Below are 15,629 nucleotides of genomic sequence, written 5' to 3'. Positions count from 1 at the left end.
GGGGGCTTTTTTTATAGGTAGAACGCCGAGGAGACTCGGAGCGCGCTACCCAATGGACTCAGGTCGCCACCTTGATGTTCTTGGCGCTGGGACCTTTGGGGCCGGTTCCAACCTCGAACGTGACCCGTTGATTTTCCTGTAGAGACTTATAGCCTTCGCTACGGATCTCGGAGTAGTGAGCGAAAAGATCCTTGCTGCCGTCGTCGGGCATGATGAAGCCATACCCCTTTTCGGCGTTGAACCACTTGACGATGCCGGTTGCCATGGAATGTCCTTGAACCTAGATAAGCGATTGCTCGCGGGGCGCCAGATCATCAAGGATGGGAGAGGATAGCAACCGCAGCACTACTGACGGCGACCAAGAGAAACGCAGACCGCGTCGCTTGAGAATCTCGCTGAAACCAGTGTATTGGCGAACCCGGAAAAACGTCAATTATCCCGAGACCTTTGCGGGCCAGACTAGCCGCGACATACGCGCTAAGCAGCGGAAATCAAGGAGCTTCAATCCGCATATTTTCAACTTGCCACGCGCCGATACAGGTGGATACCGGTAGGCGTTCAAGACAGCCACGCGGATGGCGTCCGCCTAACCCGCGAACCCGCCTGACTCCAGGAACTCGCGCTCGGCCTGCGAAGTCTGCCGGCCCAAGGCGGCATTGCGATGCGGAAATCGTCCGAAGCGCTTGATGATGTCGCGGTGCAGGACGGCCCAGCGCAACGATTCGGCGCCCAGAGGCTCCATCAGCGCGATGCATCTATTCTGCGCGGCCAGGTTCTCTGCGTGCTCGAACGGCAGATAGAAAAACTGCCGCAACCCGGTGTCGACTTCCAGGTCGAGTCCTGCCGCGATGGCGCGCTCGGCAAAATGCTGGGCCAGCGGGTCCGTAGCAAACATGTGGGCAGTATCCCGATAGGCATTGCGGGGGAACTGGTCCAACAGGATCATCAACGCCAGCGCTCCCGGCGCGACATCCAGCCAGCCATCCAGCCGGCGCGCCGCCGCAGCCATGTGCGCGGCTTCGAAACGCGCGCGGAAGGCGGCATCGAAGTCTGCGCTTTTGCTGAACCACTGCTGGGGGCCTGCTTCGACCCAGAACGCGACCACGTCCTGCGGCTGCGTGGAAAGGGTATTCGTCGAACGGGTAGTCATGGCGGCGGGGGTGGAATGCTGAAGGGAGCGCTCGCTCCGAGCGCGCGGCGGCGGCCGACACCAGCCGGACGAATGCCGCGCCCAAAACAAAAAAAGCCCCGCAAGGGGGCTTTTTTGGCGAAAAATCAGTACCTTACAGGACCTGAATCTTCGTGGCTTGCGGGCCCTTGGGGCCATTTGCCGTCACAAAGCTGACGCGCTGGTTCTCTTCCAGGGACTTGAAGCCCGAACCCTGAATTTCGGAGAAGTGAGCGAACAGATCCTTGCCACCCGCTTCCGGGGTGATGAAGCCATAACCCTTTTCCGAATTGAACCACTTAACGACGCCGGTTTCCATACTGTATTTCCTAGAGATAATGGGCAAATGCCCGGAGGTCACGAATCAATCAAGGAGGGGACAGTAGAACAATAACGCTGAGCCGGAAAAGGCACGGCACTGAACGAAAATCGCAACGCTTGTGATCGTGTGCCGACACTATCGTTATGTTCCCCTCACAAGTCAACATAATCCTAAAAAATACGTGCCAATAATGCAACAAAGAGAAACTGCACAGAAAATTCGCACGTTTTCATAGGCAAAACGAAGTCCTGCATAGGTGTTTACACCCACACATCATAAAAAAACAAACAAGGCTTATATAAATGCCATCAAAAGCGCGTACAACCTTCAATACGCCATTTGGATGACACCATGGTTTGCCGCCAGGCTTACTCGTCGATAGGTAAACCCAACAAGTCGAGTGCCGCGCCGAAAGCATCGGGACCCGAGCAAAGGAAAACCGCCACGTCGCCGGGGTTCATATTTTCCAGGACTTGGTCGATCTGTTCTTGCGCATTATCAACATTGTCGACATTGGAGGCGTGTATGTCCGCCCCGGCTTCGACTTTTTCGCGCGGCACGATGTCAGCGATGGCATTGAGATCGGTAACGCCCATGACAACATAGACGCTGATGCTCTCGCCATCCAGCGTGGTGTGCAGCTCAACGCCGCCCGCGACGTCGGCAACGTGCCGACTGAGTATTTCCATGATCCATCTTCCTTGATTTGCGGGCTGGGCCCGCCAGGGCACGCACCGTGTAGGTGCACACGCACGCCCAGGCGCGACTATAACAGCCTTGGGCTAATGCTTCTTGACAATCGGACCAAGTGCCTGGCGCGCCGCGCCGGACGTGGCGGCGACGCTACGGCAGCGCACCCCCGCAGCGGTCAGGACGCTGATGAGGGGCTTCTGGGCGCCCAGGAAGGCTTCTTTGTCGTCCCCAGCGAGCTTGCAGATGAACATCTGGGCCTGGAGCTGCGTGCGCCGGGCCTTGCGGTTGTCGGCTTCTTTGGCAAGCCACTCCCCGATCCAGGCCGCGGCGGCCTGGGCATCGCCCTGCAGCTTGATGTGGCCCAGCAGGTCGAACACGGTGACGCCGTCGATCCGTTCGTCTTCGCCGCGCGATAGATAGAGCTTGGCGGCCTGGCCCGTATAGCCGGGGATGACCGCGAGGCAATCCCGTTCTGCGGGTTTCTTCATAGTGTTTATCGTGTATCGGTTATCAAGAACCCTGGACTGTAACCCGGTAGCGGCAGCTGTCCCATCCCCGTAGCGGAACTCTGCTATCGTCGGCGTGTTCTATCCCTATCCCTACATGGTGGACATCATGCAACGCGATTTCGATCTGGTCGTCACGATCCTGGGCGCCCTGCGCGACGCGCCGGGCCCCAACCTGAGCACTCACGATATCAAGAACGTCGCACTGGCGCCTCATCCCGAGGAGCAAGGCCTGCAGTTGATCGCGCATCACCTGGACTTGCTGGAAGACGCGGGTTTGGTCAAGCAGATCAGCGAAACCGCGGCGACGGCCGGCGCGACGCGCTGGCGCATTACCTGGAAGGGCTACGACGCTCTTGAGCAGGATGAGGACGACGAAGAGGACGAGGAGTTCGACGCCGAAGAATGAGGCGGCCCGGACCGGGCGGCTCAGCGGCGCAGCAGGACGCGCCGCGTGAGCAGTGACGCCGCCGTGCCGATCACCAGGCTGAACATGAAGGCGGCGATCGACAGCATCGCCGCCAGATCGCTGAATCCCCCGTGGCGCGCCAGCATGAAGACCGCCACGAATTCCGCTACCGCCAGCGCGGCGACGCCCATCAGCGTGCCCTTGAGCGAGCGCAAGCGGCCGCACAGCGAGCCGCCCGCCAGCGCGGCCGCCACGACAGCGGCCATGGACCAGAACAGATACTCGTATTGCATGTGAACGGTCTCCGCCGTGGGCATTGAGGCGACCGCATTATAGGCGGTGCCTGAGCCCTCCCCCGGCCCCGGCAGCGGCCCCGCGCCGCTCAGGCCAGCGCGACGACGCTGATCTCCACCTGCGCGCCGAAGTGCAGGTCCCGGGTGGGCACGATCGCGCGGGCCGGACGATGCGCGCCAAAGCACTGCTCGTAGACGCCGTTGACCTCGTCCCAAAGGCGTACATCGGGAATGTAGACCGTGACGCTGACCACTGCGGACAGCGACGAACCGGCGGCGTCGAGGATCGCCTGCACGCTGCGCAGCGACTCGCGCGTCTGCTCGGCGGCGCCCTGAGCCAGCACCGGCTTTGCACCAGGCTCCACAGGCGGCAGAAACCCCAATTGGCCGGAAACGAAGACGAAACCATTGGCGCGCACGGCCTGCGAATAATGGCCGGCGGGCGGGGTTGCGTCGGGGGTATGAATGATATCCATGCCAGGATCTCCTTATGGCGGACGGCTTGCGGTTTACCAGCCGCGAAAGCGTTCCCAGTGCGCAACCACTTCCGTGGCGCCCGGACGCACGACCTCATAGGCATCGTGCTGCGCGCAGGTGGCGCACGCATGATTGGGGACGATCCGCAGTTTCGCCCCGATCGGCAGGTCGGGCAGAACGGCGTCGCTGCCGGGCCGCAACTTGATGATGCCCTGCTCCTGATTCGTTTCGGCAAGCAGCACGTCCGGATAGACCTTGCCGTCGACGTCGCACACCAGTCCGTAGAGCTGATCCACCGGCTGCCTGGCGGTGCCCCGGTCGCGCGACATGGCCATCCATCCGGCATCGACCAGAATCCAGCCTTTGTCAGCCTGATGGCCGATCACGGTCGTCAATACGGTGGCGGCGATGTCATCCACGCGGCACACGCCCAGGCCGGCCATCACGAGATCGAAAAAGACGTACACGCCCGCGCGGACTTCGGTCACGCCTTCCAGGCTGCGCGCAAAATGAGCCGTGGGCGTGGAACCGACGCTGACGACCGGGCACGGCAGGCCCGCCGCGCGGATGGCCTGCGCGCAGCTCACCGCGGCTGAACGCTCTTGCTCGGCCATGTCCGCAATCGCCTCCACGCTGCGGCACCCATAGGATTCGCCCGCGTGCGTCATGACGCCGCGCAGGCAGGCCCCCTCTTCGTGCAGCGCCCTGGCGATACCCAGCAGTTGCGCGGTGTCGCCTGGCTGCACGCCGGCGCGATGGCCGTCGCAGTCGATCTCGATGAGGGCTGGAATGGCGTCGCCCGCCTGCCGGGCGCGCGCCGATACGGCCCTGGCGGCCTCGATGCTGTCGACCACTACGGTCAGGTCGATGCCGCGCCGGCGCAACGCCAGCACGCGGTCCAGCTTGGACGGAGACACGCCGACCGCGTAGAGCAGGTCCGTGACGCCTGCCGCAGCAAACTGCTCGGCCTCCTGCAGCGTCGACACGGCAGCGGGGCCCTGGGGCGTCGACATGACCCGGCGGGCCACCTCGACGGATTTAGGCGTCTTCAGATGCGGGCGCAGTTGCACGCCGTGGGCGGCCATTAGCCCGTTCAGGCGCTCGATATTGCGCGTCATGCGCGCTTCGTCAAGCAGCAGGCAAGGTGTTTCCAGGGTGTCCAGGGTGGGCGCGGCGGCGGCGAGGGTCATGAAAGCCTCTGTGGAAAGGTTGCGGCGGACGCGGAACTGCCGCGAGCCGGGATGGACGCAGTATGGCGCGGGCGAGCGGCCGCGTGTTTAATTTGAAATTAATTCTCCATTAATCCAAAACTGAATGATCACCACCGACGACCTGCGCTTTTTCCTGACCCTTGCGGGGACCAGCTCGCTGGCGCAGGCTGCGCGGGCCCTGGACGTCACGCCTCCCGCCGTCACACAGCGGCTGCACGCGATGGAAAAGCGGCTGGGCGTCAGGCTGGTCAACCGGTCCGGACGCGGCACCGCGCTGACCGACGAAGGCCGGCTGCTGACCTTGCGAGCCGGGCAGATCTGCGGCCAATTGAACGACCTGGCCGACGAGCTTGCAGGCCGGCGCGGCGTGGTGGCAGGCCATCTGCGCGTGGTTGCGCCGCTGGGATTCGGCCAGCGCTACATCGCCGGGCTGGTGGCGGAATTCCGCCAGCGCAGCGAAAACGTCACCGCCAGCCTGACGCTGTCGGACGGCCCTCCCCGGCTGTCGTCCGACAACTGGGATGTCATGGTGCATATCGGCGAACTGCGCGACTCCACGCTGGTCGCCTACCCGCTGGCGCCCAATCGCCGGATCCTGTGCGCATCGCCCGCTTATCTGGCCCGCCGTGGCGCGCCCGCCAAGCCGGAGGACCTGCGCGACCATGACTGCATCGCCCTGCGCGAAAACGACGAGGACGTAACCCTGTGGCGGTTCAAACGCGGCCGCGGTCCAGCCCTGGGCGTGCGCATCGCGCCCGTGCTGTCCAGCAATACGGGCGCGACCGCGCTGGAGTGGGCACTGGCGGGACATGGCATCGTCGTGCGTTCGGAATGGGATGCCGCAGCACACCTGCGCACGCGCGCGCTCGTCCCCTTGCTGCCAGGCTGGAACCTGCCAGAGGCCAATGTGGTGGCGCTGGTGAAATCGCGCCAGGAACTGTCCGCCCGCACGGCGGGTTTTCTGTCGACCCTGCGCGCCGCGTTCGAGGCTCCGCCCTGGCGCGACGCCTTGCCCTAGCGTCCCCAGGGCGGATCAATCCAGCATTGCTTCCGCTTCGATCTCGACCAGCCATTCCGGCAGGGACAGGCCGCTGACGATGATCCACGAAGAAGGTGGCGGGTCGACCTTGAAGCGGTCCCGCAATGCCTGCGCGATGACTTCCTGTTCGCCCTTGACGGTGTCGCAGATGTAGATGCGCAGCATAATGACCTGCGCCAGCGTCGCGCCGGCAGCCGCCAGCACGCGTTCGACATTGTCCAGCGCGGCCTCGGTCTGCACCTGGAGGCCGGGCCCGACCGTCTTCTCATGCGCGTCGATGCCCACCTGACCAGACAGCAGCATGCGGCGCTGTCCGGTCACGATGACGGCCTGGCTGAAGCCGTATTGCACGGAGTTGAATACAGTGTCGGGATTGACGACGGTTCTGGACATGTTTTCTCCTGGAGGCCGCTGCGCCCCGCGCCGGCCATTCTAGCAACCCGCCTCTTGCGCCTGGGCATCGCCTGCCGTGCGGCGGCGCGCGCCAGGCAGGGCGACAAGCAGCACGATCGCGCCCGCGCCGGCGGCCGTCCAAAAACCCGCGCCGACGCCGTAATGATCGACTACCCAACCGGCCATCGCCGCGCCCGCCGCCACACCGGCGCCCAGACCGGTCACCAGCCAGGTCAGCCCTTCCGTCAGCCGGCTTGCCGGCACGCTGCTTTCCACCAACGCCATCGCAATGATCATGGTGGGCGCGAACGACAACCCGGCCACCAGCACGCCCAGCGACAGGCCCAGCAGATCGTTCACCAACAACAGAGGCAAGGTCGTGAACGCCGTCACCGCGGCCGCCAGAACCAGCAGCCGCGCAAGCGGCATCTGGAACTTCAGCACGCCGAACACCAGGCCCGCGACGCAGGAGCCAAGCGCGTAGGCGGACAACACCAGGCTGGCCCCGGCGGGAAAGCCCTGCTGCCTGGCGAACGCGACGCTCAGCACGTCGATGGTGCCTACGATTACTCCCATCGCAGACATCATGGCCAGCAGGGGAAGCATCCCGGGCAGGCGCAGGACTGAAGCCTGGCGACCGGACTCGTGAAACCGCACTGCAGGCGCCGTGGCGCGCTGCATGACGAACGCCGTGACGCCGACCGCCAGCAGCAGGGCCGCCGCAAGCGGCCCCGCCTGCGGAAACAGGCCCACGCACAGGCCCACCGCCAAAGGCGGCCCGACGATGAAGCTGAGCTCATCCGCCACCGATTCCAGCGCATAGGCGGTGCGCAGTTCAGGCCGGTCGCGGTAGATCTCTGTCCAGCGGGCGCGGATCATGGCCGGCATGCTGGGCAGGCTGCCCGCCAGCGCCGCGAAGACGAACAGGACCCAGTCCGGCGCGCCCCAATGCACGCTGGCGGACAGGCCCGCCAGCGCCAGGACGCAGATGCAGGCGGCAACGGGAAGCACCTTGCCCTGCCCGTAGCGGTCCACCAGGCGCGAAATGCGAGGCGCCAGCAGCGCGGTCGCCAGCGCGAACGTGGCCGCCACCGCGCCCGCCAGGGTATACGCGCCACGCACCTGAGACAGCATGGTGATGATGCCGATGCCGATCATCGGCAACGGCAGGCGGGCGACCGCGCCGGCCAGCACGAATCCAGCGGCGCCGGGCGCCTTGAACAGTTCACGATAGGGATTCGGCACTGCGGTCCTTTGAGAAGGGAGTAGACGGCGGGATCGTATTCACATACATTGCGTATGTCAATTCACGTACGTTGCGTATGTCCAAAGGAACCGAATGCCCCCAACCCGCGCCGAAATGATCGAAACCACCCGCGCAAAGCTCATCGCCGCCGCGCGCCGGGCGTTCCGGCAATCGGGGTATGCGGGCACGTCCATGGACGATTTCACCGCGCAAGCCGGCCTGACGCGCGGCGCCCTGTATCACCACTTCGGCGACAAAAAGGGACTGCTTGCCGCCGTGGCCGGACAGATCGACGGCGAAATGGACGTGCGGCTGCAAGCCATTTCCCGGCAGGCGCCGGACACCTGGAGCGCCTTTCGCGGACGCTGCCGCGCCTATCTGGAAATGGCGGGCGAGCCGGAGATCCGACGCATCGTTTTGCAGGATGCGCGCGCGGTGCTGGGGCCCGTCCCGGCCGCCGCACAACAGCAATGCCTGGGCTCGCTGAGCGCGCTGCTGCAGCGGCTGATGGACGAAGGCGTGGTGGAACCCGCCGAACCGCTGGTCCTTGCCCGATTGATCAACGGCGCCCTAGTGGACGCCGCTTTCTGGATCGCCGAGGAAGGCGAACCCGGGCCGCGGGTCGCGCAGGCCTTGGAGGCGCTGGACCTGCTGTTGCGGGGTCTGCTGCGCCGATAACCCTGTGCCGACGCGCCGCCCGAATCGACCAAACGCGGTATGGATCGGGGCGCCGCGCCCTGCTACGCTGGTGCAAACCTGAATAGGCAGGGTTATGACCATGAGCAACAAGATCCGAGTCCTGTGCATCCAGCCTTCGACGGTGTCCGCGCGCTTCGCGTTCCTGGCGATTGCCCTGAAATGGTCGATAGGAGCAACGCCCCGCCCTTCCCGCCTGCGCATCGGGCCGCATGACCTGGAACCCGAGGGGTCGGAAGCGGCCTTCTGGCAATTTGCCCTGCGCCATGCCTTCTCCAGCCAGTCCATCCTGGTCACCCGCGGGGACCACTGGGACGTCTCGGCCAGCGTGGACGGCGACGAGGTCCACGCGTTCGGCAGGAAGTTCGCGCTGAGGCAGTGCCTTTTCTGAGCTGCCCTAGGCGCCGAACTGCCCCTTGCGGTGATAGGCCGCCAGTTCCTCGGCCGTCCAGCGCTGCCGCGCCTCATCCTGGCAACAGGTTCGATACACCAGGGCGCCCACATCCAGGAATCGCTTCACGTCGGCTTCCGACAGCTTGCCCTGCACCTGCAAGAGGCAATCCGCAAAAGCGGAAAGCACGCCATCCCATCCGTCAAATTTACCTGGCGTGACGGGTTGCGTGATCATGCGCGCCATCATTTCGCTGTGGTCCATGCTGAATCCCCTCTCAGATGCGGCCCCGCCCCGCACTGCGAGCGGGACGCCGCCAGACCGGTCAGCAAACCGCGTGCCCGGGGCCGGCGGCACGATCAGCGCGGCTGCCCGCGCACCGGGGCGGTATCCGCGGCGCGTCCGCGCAGCAGCGACTCGGGATGGGTCTGGAGGTAATCCGAGAGTTCACGCAGCGACCTGGCCGTGCGGGAAAGTTCCTGCAACAGCATTCCCGTATTCACCGGCAGGCCCGCGTCGGAGTTGAGCAATACGCCAACGGCGCCCAGGGATTTGCCTGCCTGGCGCAGCAAGGCTGTCGCCTCCGGCGCGACCTGCGCATCCAGGCGCCTCACCAGGCTGGAGGCGCCGCGCAGCACGTTGCCCAGTTCGGCGCCCAGCGCATCGAACGGCATGCGCTCAAGCTTGGTGAGAATGCTGTTGAGCTGCAACTGGAGCTGGTCGAGGTTGTTCGGGACCGTGGGGATGAACGGGACGTCTTCCATCGTAAACGGCGCCGGCTTGGCGTCCGGGAATACGACCATCGCCACATACAGTTGGCCGGTCAGCAGGTTCCCGACGCGCAGTTGCGCCCGCAGGCCGCGGTCGATCATGGCGGCGATCAGCTTGCCCGAGGGGTGCTCGATGGACGACCCGGAGAATTCCTTGATTTCTCCAACGGCCTTGGCGCCCAGCCGCTCGGGATAGAGCGTTGCGCTCACCACCGCGTAGAACTGGTTGGTCGTCTTGTCCAACTCTAGCGCAATGGAATCGACCTGCCCGATCGCGACGCCAAAGGCGTCGATGGGCGCGCCCACCGCGAGGCCCCTGACCGACTGGTCGAACCGCATGCGGATGCGCATGGCCGTGCCATCGGGCTGGGCGCGGGCGGCCCCTTCCGAAGGAAAAATGACGAACGCCGTATTCGCCTTGGCCGCCGCCTGGCCGTGGGATCCGATCGAATCGAACGCCACCCCCCCGATGACGACCGAAAGCAGTGACTGGGAGCGCACCTCGAGGCCGCGCGCATCCACGGAAAAGTCCACGCCGCTGGCGTTCCAGAAGCGCGTGCCTTCGTTGACGTAGGCGTCATTGGGCGCGTCCACGAACACCTGTACATCGACGCCTTCGCCGCGGCTGTCCAGTTGATAGCCGACCACCTGGCCCACGGCGATGCGCCGGTAGTACACCGGAGACCCGATGTCCAGCGAACCGAGATCCCTGGCCTTAAGGGTAAAGCGCTTGCCAGGACGGTCCTGCGTCACCTCGGGCGGCACTTCCAGGCCGGTAAACGAAAATTTGCTGGCTGGCGCCTGGGCTTTGCCGCCAGCCGGGTCCAGGCCGATATAGGATCCGGACAACAAGGTGCTCAGGCCGGACACGCCGCTCAGCGTCAGCCTGGGCCGCACCACCCAGAACATCGTGCCCTCCTGCAGCAGGCCGCTCGCCTCTTTGTCGAGCCGGACCGTGGCCACGACGCCGGTGCGCTCCGGATTCAGGGCCACGCGCTGGACGATGCCGACGTTCACTTCCTTGTAGCGGACCTGCGTCTTGCCGGCCTCCAGGCCTTCGGCGGTCTGAAAACTGATCGTGGCGACGGGACCCGCCTCCATCCAGACCCGGACCACCAGCAGCAATCCCCCCAGCGCCGCGACGATCGGCACCAGCCATATCCAGGAGAACCGGCGGCCGCGCCGGCCGGGCGGGGTCGTTTTACCAGCGGCAGGACCAGTCTCGGGCATTGAGAACATCCTTTTGGAACGCGCGTCCGGTTGCTAGGCACAATCCCTTCAAAGGGTCGCGCCGGGCCGGCTGCCGCGCAACAAGGGAATTCCCGATGTCGCCGCCTGCCCGACGCCTCAAGACAAGGTAGGATAGCCATCCCAAGAAACAGGAAACATCCGTGAACATCGAAATCCGTCCCGCCGCCCCGTCGGATGCGGCCCAGATCCATGCCTTCATCACCGAGCTGGCGGTCTATGAGCGCGCCGCCCACGAAGTGATCGCCAGCGCCGAAGACGTCGAGCGCACCCTTTTCGCCGAAGGCGCGCCGGCAAAGGCGCTGATGTGCCTGCTAGATGGCAAGGCGATCGGCTACGCCGTCTATTTCTACAGCTATTCCACCTGGCTGGGCAAGAACGGCATCTATCTGGAAGATTTGTACATCACGCCCGAACAGCGCGGCATAGGCGCCGGCAGGGACCTGCTGCGGCGCCTGGCGCAGGAAGCCGTGGCGAACGGCTGCGGACGCCTGGAATGGAGTGTGCTGGACTGGAACCAGCCCGCCATCGACTTCTACCAGTCCATCGGCGCGCTGCCGCAGGACGAATGGGTGCGCTACCGCATGGCCGGCGACGCACTGCGCAATTTCGCGGAAGGCCGCCGCTAGGGATGGCCAGAATCAAGAGCGGCTAGAACTCGGGCAGATCGAACAGCGTATGCTGAGTTGAGCTGGGCACGGGCGCCGAGGCAAGATGCTCGCGCCCGTCATCGTCCACCAAGACGCGCACCGCGCGCGATGCGACGGTCAGGCCGTCGACGCTGATCGCGGTCTCGACTTCGGCGCCGCCCTTGATGAGTTCAACGACCTCGGAGGCGGCCGCCGTCATGGGCTCGGAGATCCAGCCCGGCACGCCGCGCACGGCCTGCCCCAGGCGCACGTAGGCGATATGCCCGCTGACGGATTCCTTGCGGACGGCGACGATCACATACAACGACATCCAGGCCTCCCTAATGTGTGGCCTGGATCGTATAACAACTTGGCGTCGTCCGGATGACCACCAGCGTCAGGGTTCGATATCAATAGGCGCAAAGGACTTCACCAGATCGTCCAGCATCTTCAGCTGGGTCAGGAAGGGTTCAAGCTTATCCAGCGGCAAGGCGCTGGGGCCGTCGCATTTGGCATTCTTGGGGTCCGGGTGGGCTTCCAGGAACAAGCCGGCCAAGCCGACAGCCATGCCCGCCCGGGCCAGGTCCGCCACCTGTTCCCGGCGGCCGCCCGACGCCGCATCCAGGGCTGAGCGCTGCTGCAGCGCGTGCGTCACGTCGAAGATCAGCGGACGATTGCCCGTCACTTTCTTCATTACGCCGAAACCCAGCATGTCCACGACCAGATTGTCGTAGCCGAAGCTGGTGCCGCGGTCGCAGAGAATCAGCTTGTCGTTGCCGGCTTCCGTGAATTTCTCGACGATGTTGAGCATCTGGGTCGGGCTGAGAAACTGCGGCTTCTTGATGTTGACCACGCGCTGCGTCCGGGCCAATGCGACGACCAGATCGGTCTGCCGCGCCAGGAACGCCGGCAGTTGCAGGATATCGGCCACTTCCGCGACCGGGGCGGCCTGCCAGGGCTCATGCACGTCCGTGATGACGGGCACGCCGAATTCCTTCTTCACGGCCTCGAAGATCTTCATTCCTTCTTCCAGGCCGGGTCCGCGATAGGAATGGATGGACGAACGGTTGGCCTTGTCGAACGAGGCCTTGAACACGTAGGGAATGCCGAGCTTGCGCGTCACGCGCTGGTATTCCTCGCAGGTGCGCAGCGCAAGGTCCTGGGATTCGAGCACATTGATGCCGCCGAACAGCACAAAGGGCCGATCGTTCGCGCAGGCGATCGAGGAGGAAATTACGACTTCAGGGGCGGTCATGATGGGTGAATCCTGTGGAAATAAGGCAGGTGATAGAGCGTAATGTACAACCTGCCCGCCCCTGCCTTTATCCCGGCGCCCCTTTCCGGCCTTTAACTGCGGCGAGCCGGGCGGGCGGGCGCCTAGATGGTGCTATCGCCCGCCGCGCGCCAGGTTCATTCCGACTCGGACTCGCTGACCAGCCGGTAGGCGATGGCCCCGATGATCGCCCCGGCGATGGGCGCCACCCAGAACAGCCACAGCTGCTCCACAGCCCAACCGCCCACAAACAGCGCGGGTCCTGTCGAGCGGGCCGGGTTGACCGACGTATTGGTGACCGGAATGCTGATCAAGTGGATGAGCGTCAGCGCCAGGCCGATGGGAATGGCCGCGAATCCGGCCGGCGCGCGCTTGCTTGTGGCGCCCAGGATCACGAACAGGAAACCGGCGGTGAGCACCACTTCGGTGACCAGCGCGGACAGCATCGAGTACTTGCCGGGCGAATAGGCGCCGTAGCCGTTCGCCGCGAAGTGGCTGGCCTTCAGGTCGAAACCCAGCTTGCCACTGGCGATGACCGCCAGCACCGCGGCCGCCGCGATGGCGCCCAGCACCTGCGCAATGACATAGGGAAGGATTTCCCGGGCGGGGAACCGCCCTCCCGCCACCAAGCCGACGGTCACGGCGGGATTGAAGTGCCCGCCCGATATATGGCCCACCGCGAACGCCATGGTCAGGACGGTCAAGCCGAAAGCCAGCGCCACGCCCGCAAAGCCGATGCCCATTTCGGGAAAACCGGCCGCCAGCACCGCCGCACCGCATCCCCCCAGAACCAGCCAGAACGTGCCAAAGAACTCCGCACCGCAACGCTTGGATAGCGAGTACATTTCCACTCCTTGAAAATGAAACCCCAACGGTATCGCCAAGCGCGTATTACAAGGTTAAAGAAATGACAATCTTGACCATTCTTGTATGCGCTGGAGGCGGGCATGGCTGCCTCGGACAAGATAGCCGGGCCGGCGGCGACGCGCAAGCATGCCGACGGGCGACGACCAAGGGCGCATACCGGCAGCGTCAAGCCCGCGGACGCTGCCGGCTCGGCATGCCTCGAATGATCTATTGATTAGCCTCGGTCCTGGCGCTCAAACCCAGCCATTCGCCGTGCCTGGCAACAGCAGTACGGCCAGCACGCCCACGATGGCGGCAAACAGGATCGACGCCATCCATCCGTGCTTCTTGTAGATGGCGATCAGCACCACGGCGCCGCCGGATATGCAAAGGACGAAGAGCAGAAACGCCGAACTGGGGAACGAAGAGAAATGGCGTATGAGATCCATGGCCACACCTCCAGCTCAATGCCGAACAACTTCAGCATTTCACAATCGAGCGCGGTTTTCAATTTGGCAAGAGGGGGACCGAGGGTGGTCCGATGGGGATAAAAAATGGGGCAAGCCACTGCGAATTCTTGCTTGAATTCTTTGTATTTCGCAGTCGGCCGGCTCGTTACCCTGCCGCTAAGCCATTGATTTGAAAGATTTACCCTATGCCAATCAACGGTGTGAGAATTTTGGTGCGAAGGAGGGGACTCGAACCCCTACACCTGTTACGGCGTCAGGACCTAAACCTGGTGCGTCTACCAATTTCGCCACCTTCGCAATAGGCCAAGCCCGCTATTGTAGCTTGCTTGTTAAAATCTTGCGTCATGAATCCGCGCCTCGATGCCCTACACCCCTATCCGTTCGAAAAACTGCGGGCTTTGCTGGCCTCCGCCAGCTCGCAGCCGGACGGCCTTGCGCCCATCAATCTGTCGATCGGCGAGCCCAAGCATGCCGCGCCGGAACGCGTGGCGCAAGCCATCCGCGACAGTCTGGGCGGGCTGTCCGTCTACCCGTCGACCAAAGGAGATCCCGCCCTGCGCCGGGCAATCTCGGAGTGGCTGGCGCGGCGCTACAGCATTCCCGCACCCGACGCCGACACGCAGGTGCTGCCGGCGCTAGGCTCGCGCGAGGCGCTGTTCGCATTCACGCAGACCGTCATCGACCCGTCGGCCGGCTCGGTGGTGATCTGCCCCAATCCCTTTTATCAGATCTACGAAGGCGCCACGCTGCTGGCGGGCGCCACGCCCTACTTCGTCAACGCCGACCCGGTGCGCAATTTCGCGCCCGACTGGAGCCAGGTGCCGGACGAGGTCTGGAAGAAGACGCGCCTAGTGTTCGTGTGCTCTCCGGGCAATCCGGCCGGCAACGTCATGTCGCTGGACGAGTGGAAGACGCTGTTCGAACTGTCCGACCGCCACGGTTTCGTGATCGCTTCGGACGAGTGCTATTCCGAAATCTACCTGGACGAGGGCGATCCTCCACTGGGCGGGCTGCAAGCGGCGCGCCGCCTGGGCCGCGACGACTACCGCAACCTGGTGGCGTTTTCCAGCCTGTCCAAGCGCTCCAACGTGCCGGGCCTGCGTTCGGGCTTCGTGGCAGGCGACGCCGCGCTGATTGGCCGTTTCTTGCTGTATCGCACGTATCATGGCAGTGCGATGAGCCCGCTGGTGTCCGCCGCCAGCGTCGCCGCCTGGACGGACGAGGAGCACGTAAAGGAAAACCGCCGCCAGTACCGCGAGAAATTCGACGCGGTCGTGCCCATCCTGCAAAAGGTGCTGGATGTGTCGCGTCCGCAGGCTTCGTTCTATCTGTGGGCGGCCACGCCAGGCGCCGACACGGCCTTCGTCCGCGATCTTTACGGCCGCACCGGTGTTACCGTGCTGCCGGGCAGTTTTCTGGCGCGGGAAGCGCATGGCGCCAATCCGGGCCATGGCCGCATCCGCATCGCCCTGGTGGCGCCTTTGGCTGACTGCGTGCAGGCAGCCGAACGCATCGCCCATTTTGTACATACTTCTGTTTGATCAACCTT

Annotated in this window: 22 protein-coding genes and 1 tRNA gene; 6 read left to right on the top strand and 17 right to left on the bottom strand. The window is 64.4% G+C overall.

The window, feature by feature from the left end; genetic code table 11:
• Positions 1–58: 58 nt before the first annotated feature.
• The 5 genes from KYC_RS05060 to KYC_RS05040 form a co-directional block, all read right to left on the bottom strand.
• Positions 59–265: a cold-shock protein gene (locus KYC_RS05060; RefSeq protein WP_006220187.1), complete on the bottom strand. Its 207-nt coding sequence runs from the start codon at positions 263–265 to the stop codon at positions 59–61.
• A gap of 321 nt (positions 266–586) precedes the next feature.
• Entirely contained in the window at positions 587–1,150 is a 564-nt protein-coding gene (locus KYC_RS05055) for a DUF924 family protein (RefSeq protein ID WP_008159517.1), read from the bottom strand.
• A gap of 133 nt (positions 1,151–1,283) precedes the next feature.
• On the bottom strand, positions 1,284–1,487 hold the full coding sequence (locus tag KYC_RS05050) for a cold-shock protein (RefSeq protein WP_006220190.1): 204 nt from the start codon (positions 1,485–1,487) through the stop codon (positions 1,284–1,286).
• 371 nt (positions 1,488–1,858) lie between these two features.
• On the bottom strand, positions 1,859–2,179 hold the full coding sequence (locus KYC_RS05045) for a hypothetical protein (RefSeq protein WP_008159510.1): 321 nt from the start codon (positions 2,177–2,179) through the stop codon (positions 1,859–1,861).
• Positions 2,180–2,272: 93 nt separating this feature from the next.
• Positions 2,273–2,671 carry a hypothetical protein gene (locus KYC_RS05040; RefSeq protein WP_008159509.1) on the bottom strand — a complete coding sequence of 133 codons (399 nt, stop codon included), beginning with the start codon at positions 2,669–2,671 and terminating at the stop codon, positions 2,273–2,275.
• A gap of 127 nt (positions 2,672–2,798) precedes the next feature.
• Between KYC_RS05040 and KYC_RS05035 the strand changes: the two genes are divergently transcribed.
• Positions 2,799–3,098, top strand: coding sequence for a DUF2513 domain-containing protein (locus KYC_RS05035; RefSeq protein ID WP_043517594.1), 300 nt, complete (start codon positions 2,799–2,801; stop codon positions 3,096–3,098).
• 20 nt (positions 3,099–3,118) lie between these two features.
• Here KYC_RS05035 and KYC_RS05030 read toward each other — a convergent pair whose 3' ends face one another.
• The 3 genes from KYC_RS05030 to KYC_RS05020 all read right to left on the bottom strand — a co-directional run bounded on the left by KYC_RS05030 (position 3,119) and on the right by KYC_RS05020 (position 5,058).
• Positions 3,119–3,391 carry a hypothetical protein gene (locus KYC_RS05030; protein WP_008159506.1) on the bottom strand — a complete coding sequence of 91 codons (273 nt, stop codon included), beginning with the start codon at positions 3,389–3,391 and terminating at the stop codon, positions 3,119–3,121.
• Positions 3,392–3,480: 89 nt separating this feature from the next.
• Positions 3,481–3,867, bottom strand: coding sequence for a RidA family protein (locus KYC_RS05025; RefSeq protein WP_008159505.1), 387 nt, complete (start codon positions 3,865–3,867; stop codon positions 3,481–3,483).
• Between the two features lie 33 nt (positions 3,868–3,900).
• Positions 3,901–5,058 carry a DSD1 family PLP-dependent enzyme gene (locus KYC_RS05020; protein ID WP_008159501.1) on the bottom strand — a complete coding sequence of 386 codons (1,158 nt, stop codon included), beginning with the start codon at positions 5,056–5,058 and terminating at the stop codon, positions 3,901–3,903.
• 124 nt (positions 5,059–5,182) lie between these two features.
• On the opposite strand from KYC_RS05020, the gene KYC_RS05015 reads away from it, so the two are divergent.
• Entirely contained in the window at positions 5,183–6,097 is a 915-nt protein-coding gene (locus KYC_RS05015; protein ID WP_008159496.1) for a LysR family transcriptional regulator, read from the top strand.
• Between the two features lie 15 nt (positions 6,098–6,112).
• Here KYC_RS05015 and KYC_RS05010 read toward each other — a convergent pair whose 3' ends face one another.
• Together KYC_RS05010 and KYC_RS05005 are read right to left on the bottom strand one after the other, a co-directional pair.
• Entirely contained in the window at positions 6,113–6,511 is a 399-nt protein-coding gene (locus tag KYC_RS05010) for a RidA family protein (RefSeq protein ID WP_008159486.1), read from the bottom strand.
• Positions 6,512–6,550: 39 nt separating this feature from the next.
• Positions 6,551–7,756 carry an MFS transporter gene (locus KYC_RS05005; RefSeq protein WP_008159485.1) on the bottom strand — a complete coding sequence of 402 codons (1,206 nt, stop codon included), beginning with the start codon at positions 7,754–7,756 and terminating at the stop codon, positions 6,551–6,553.
• Between the two features lie 94 nt (positions 7,757–7,850).
• Here KYC_RS05005 and KYC_RS05000 point away from each other — a divergent pair, with 94 nt between their 5' ends.
• Positions 7,851–8,435, top strand: coding sequence for a TetR/AcrR family transcriptional regulator (locus KYC_RS05000; protein ID WP_008159484.1), 585 nt, complete (start codon positions 7,851–7,853; stop codon positions 8,433–8,435).
• A gap of 100 nt (positions 8,436–8,535) precedes the next feature.
• Complete coding sequence (locus KYC_RS04995) at positions 8,536–8,844, top strand: hypothetical protein (protein WP_043517593.1); 309 nt, start codon at positions 8,536–8,538, stop codon at positions 8,842–8,844.
• Positions 8,845–8,850: 6 nt separating this feature from the next.
• On the opposite strand, the gene KYC_RS04990 is transcribed toward KYC_RS04995, so the two are convergent.
• Positions 8,851–9,108, bottom strand: a complete 258-nt coding sequence (locus KYC_RS04990; RefSeq protein ID WP_008159482.1) for a hypothetical protein — start codon at positions 9,106–9,108, stop codon at positions 8,851–8,853.
• 95 nt (positions 9,109–9,203) lie between these two features.
• Positions 9,204–10,844: a PqiB family protein gene (locus tag KYC_RS04985; protein ID WP_043517590.1), complete on the bottom strand. Its 1,641-nt coding sequence runs from the start codon at positions 10,842–10,844 to the stop codon at positions 9,204–9,206.
• 161 nt (positions 10,845–11,005) lie between these two features.
• Here KYC_RS04985 and KYC_RS04980 point away from each other — a divergent pair, with 161 nt between their 5' ends.
• Positions 11,006–11,491 (top strand): GNAT family N-acetyltransferase, encoded by a 486-nt coding sequence (locus tag KYC_RS04980; RefSeq protein ID WP_008159479.1) that lies wholly within the window; start codon positions 11,006–11,008, stop codon positions 11,489–11,491.
• 22 nt (positions 11,492–11,513) lie between these two features.
• On the opposite strand, the gene KYC_RS04975 is transcribed toward KYC_RS04980, so the two are convergent.
• The 5 genes from KYC_RS04975 to KYC_RS04955 form a co-directional block, all read right to left on the bottom strand.
• Positions 11,514–11,822, bottom strand: a complete 309-nt coding sequence (locus KYC_RS04975; RefSeq protein WP_008159475.1) for a DUF3892 domain-containing protein — start codon at positions 11,820–11,822, stop codon at positions 11,514–11,516.
• Between the two features lie 66 nt (positions 11,823–11,888).
• Positions 11,889–12,746: a 3-deoxy-8-phosphooctulonate synthase gene (kdsA, locus tag KYC_RS04970; RefSeq protein ID WP_008159473.1), complete on the bottom strand. Its 858-nt coding sequence runs from the start codon at positions 12,744–12,746 to the stop codon at positions 11,889–11,891.
• 155 nt (positions 12,747–12,901) lie between these two features.
• On the bottom strand, positions 12,902–13,609 hold the full coding sequence (gene aqpZ, locus KYC_RS04965; RefSeq protein WP_008159471.1) for an aquaporin Z: 708 nt from the start codon (positions 13,607–13,609) through the stop codon (positions 12,902–12,904).
• Between the two features lie 255 nt (positions 13,610–13,864).
• The gene (locus KYC_RS04960) at positions 13,865–14,059 is read right to left on the bottom strand and encodes a hypothetical protein (RefSeq protein WP_008159469.1); all 195 of its coding nucleotides are present in this window, start codon (positions 14,057–14,059) and stop codon (positions 13,865–13,867) included.
• Between the two features lie 231 nt (positions 14,060–14,290).
• A tRNA-Leu gene (locus tag KYC_RS04955) sits at positions 14,291–14,377 on the bottom strand.
• A 47-nt stretch (positions 14,378–14,424) separates the two neighbouring features.
• Between KYC_RS04955 and dapC the strand changes: the two genes are divergently transcribed.
• The gene (gene dapC / locus KYC_RS04950; protein ID WP_008159468.1) at positions 14,425–15,621 is read left to right on the top strand and encodes a succinyldiaminopimelate transaminase; all 1,197 of its coding nucleotides are present in this window, start codon (positions 14,425–14,427) and stop codon (positions 15,619–15,621) included.
• The last annotated feature ends 8 nt before the right edge of the window (positions 15,622–15,629 follow it).

Source organism: Achromobacter arsenitoxydans SY8 (assembly GCF_000236785.1).
In the GTDB taxonomy this organism is placed as follows: domain Bacteria; phylum Pseudomonadota; class Gammaproteobacteria; order Burkholderiales; family Burkholderiaceae_B; genus Achromobacter; species Achromobacter arsenitoxydans.
The sequence above is the reverse complement of the archived record's forward strand: the minus strand, read 5'-3'. Positions and strand labels throughout refer to the sequence as shown.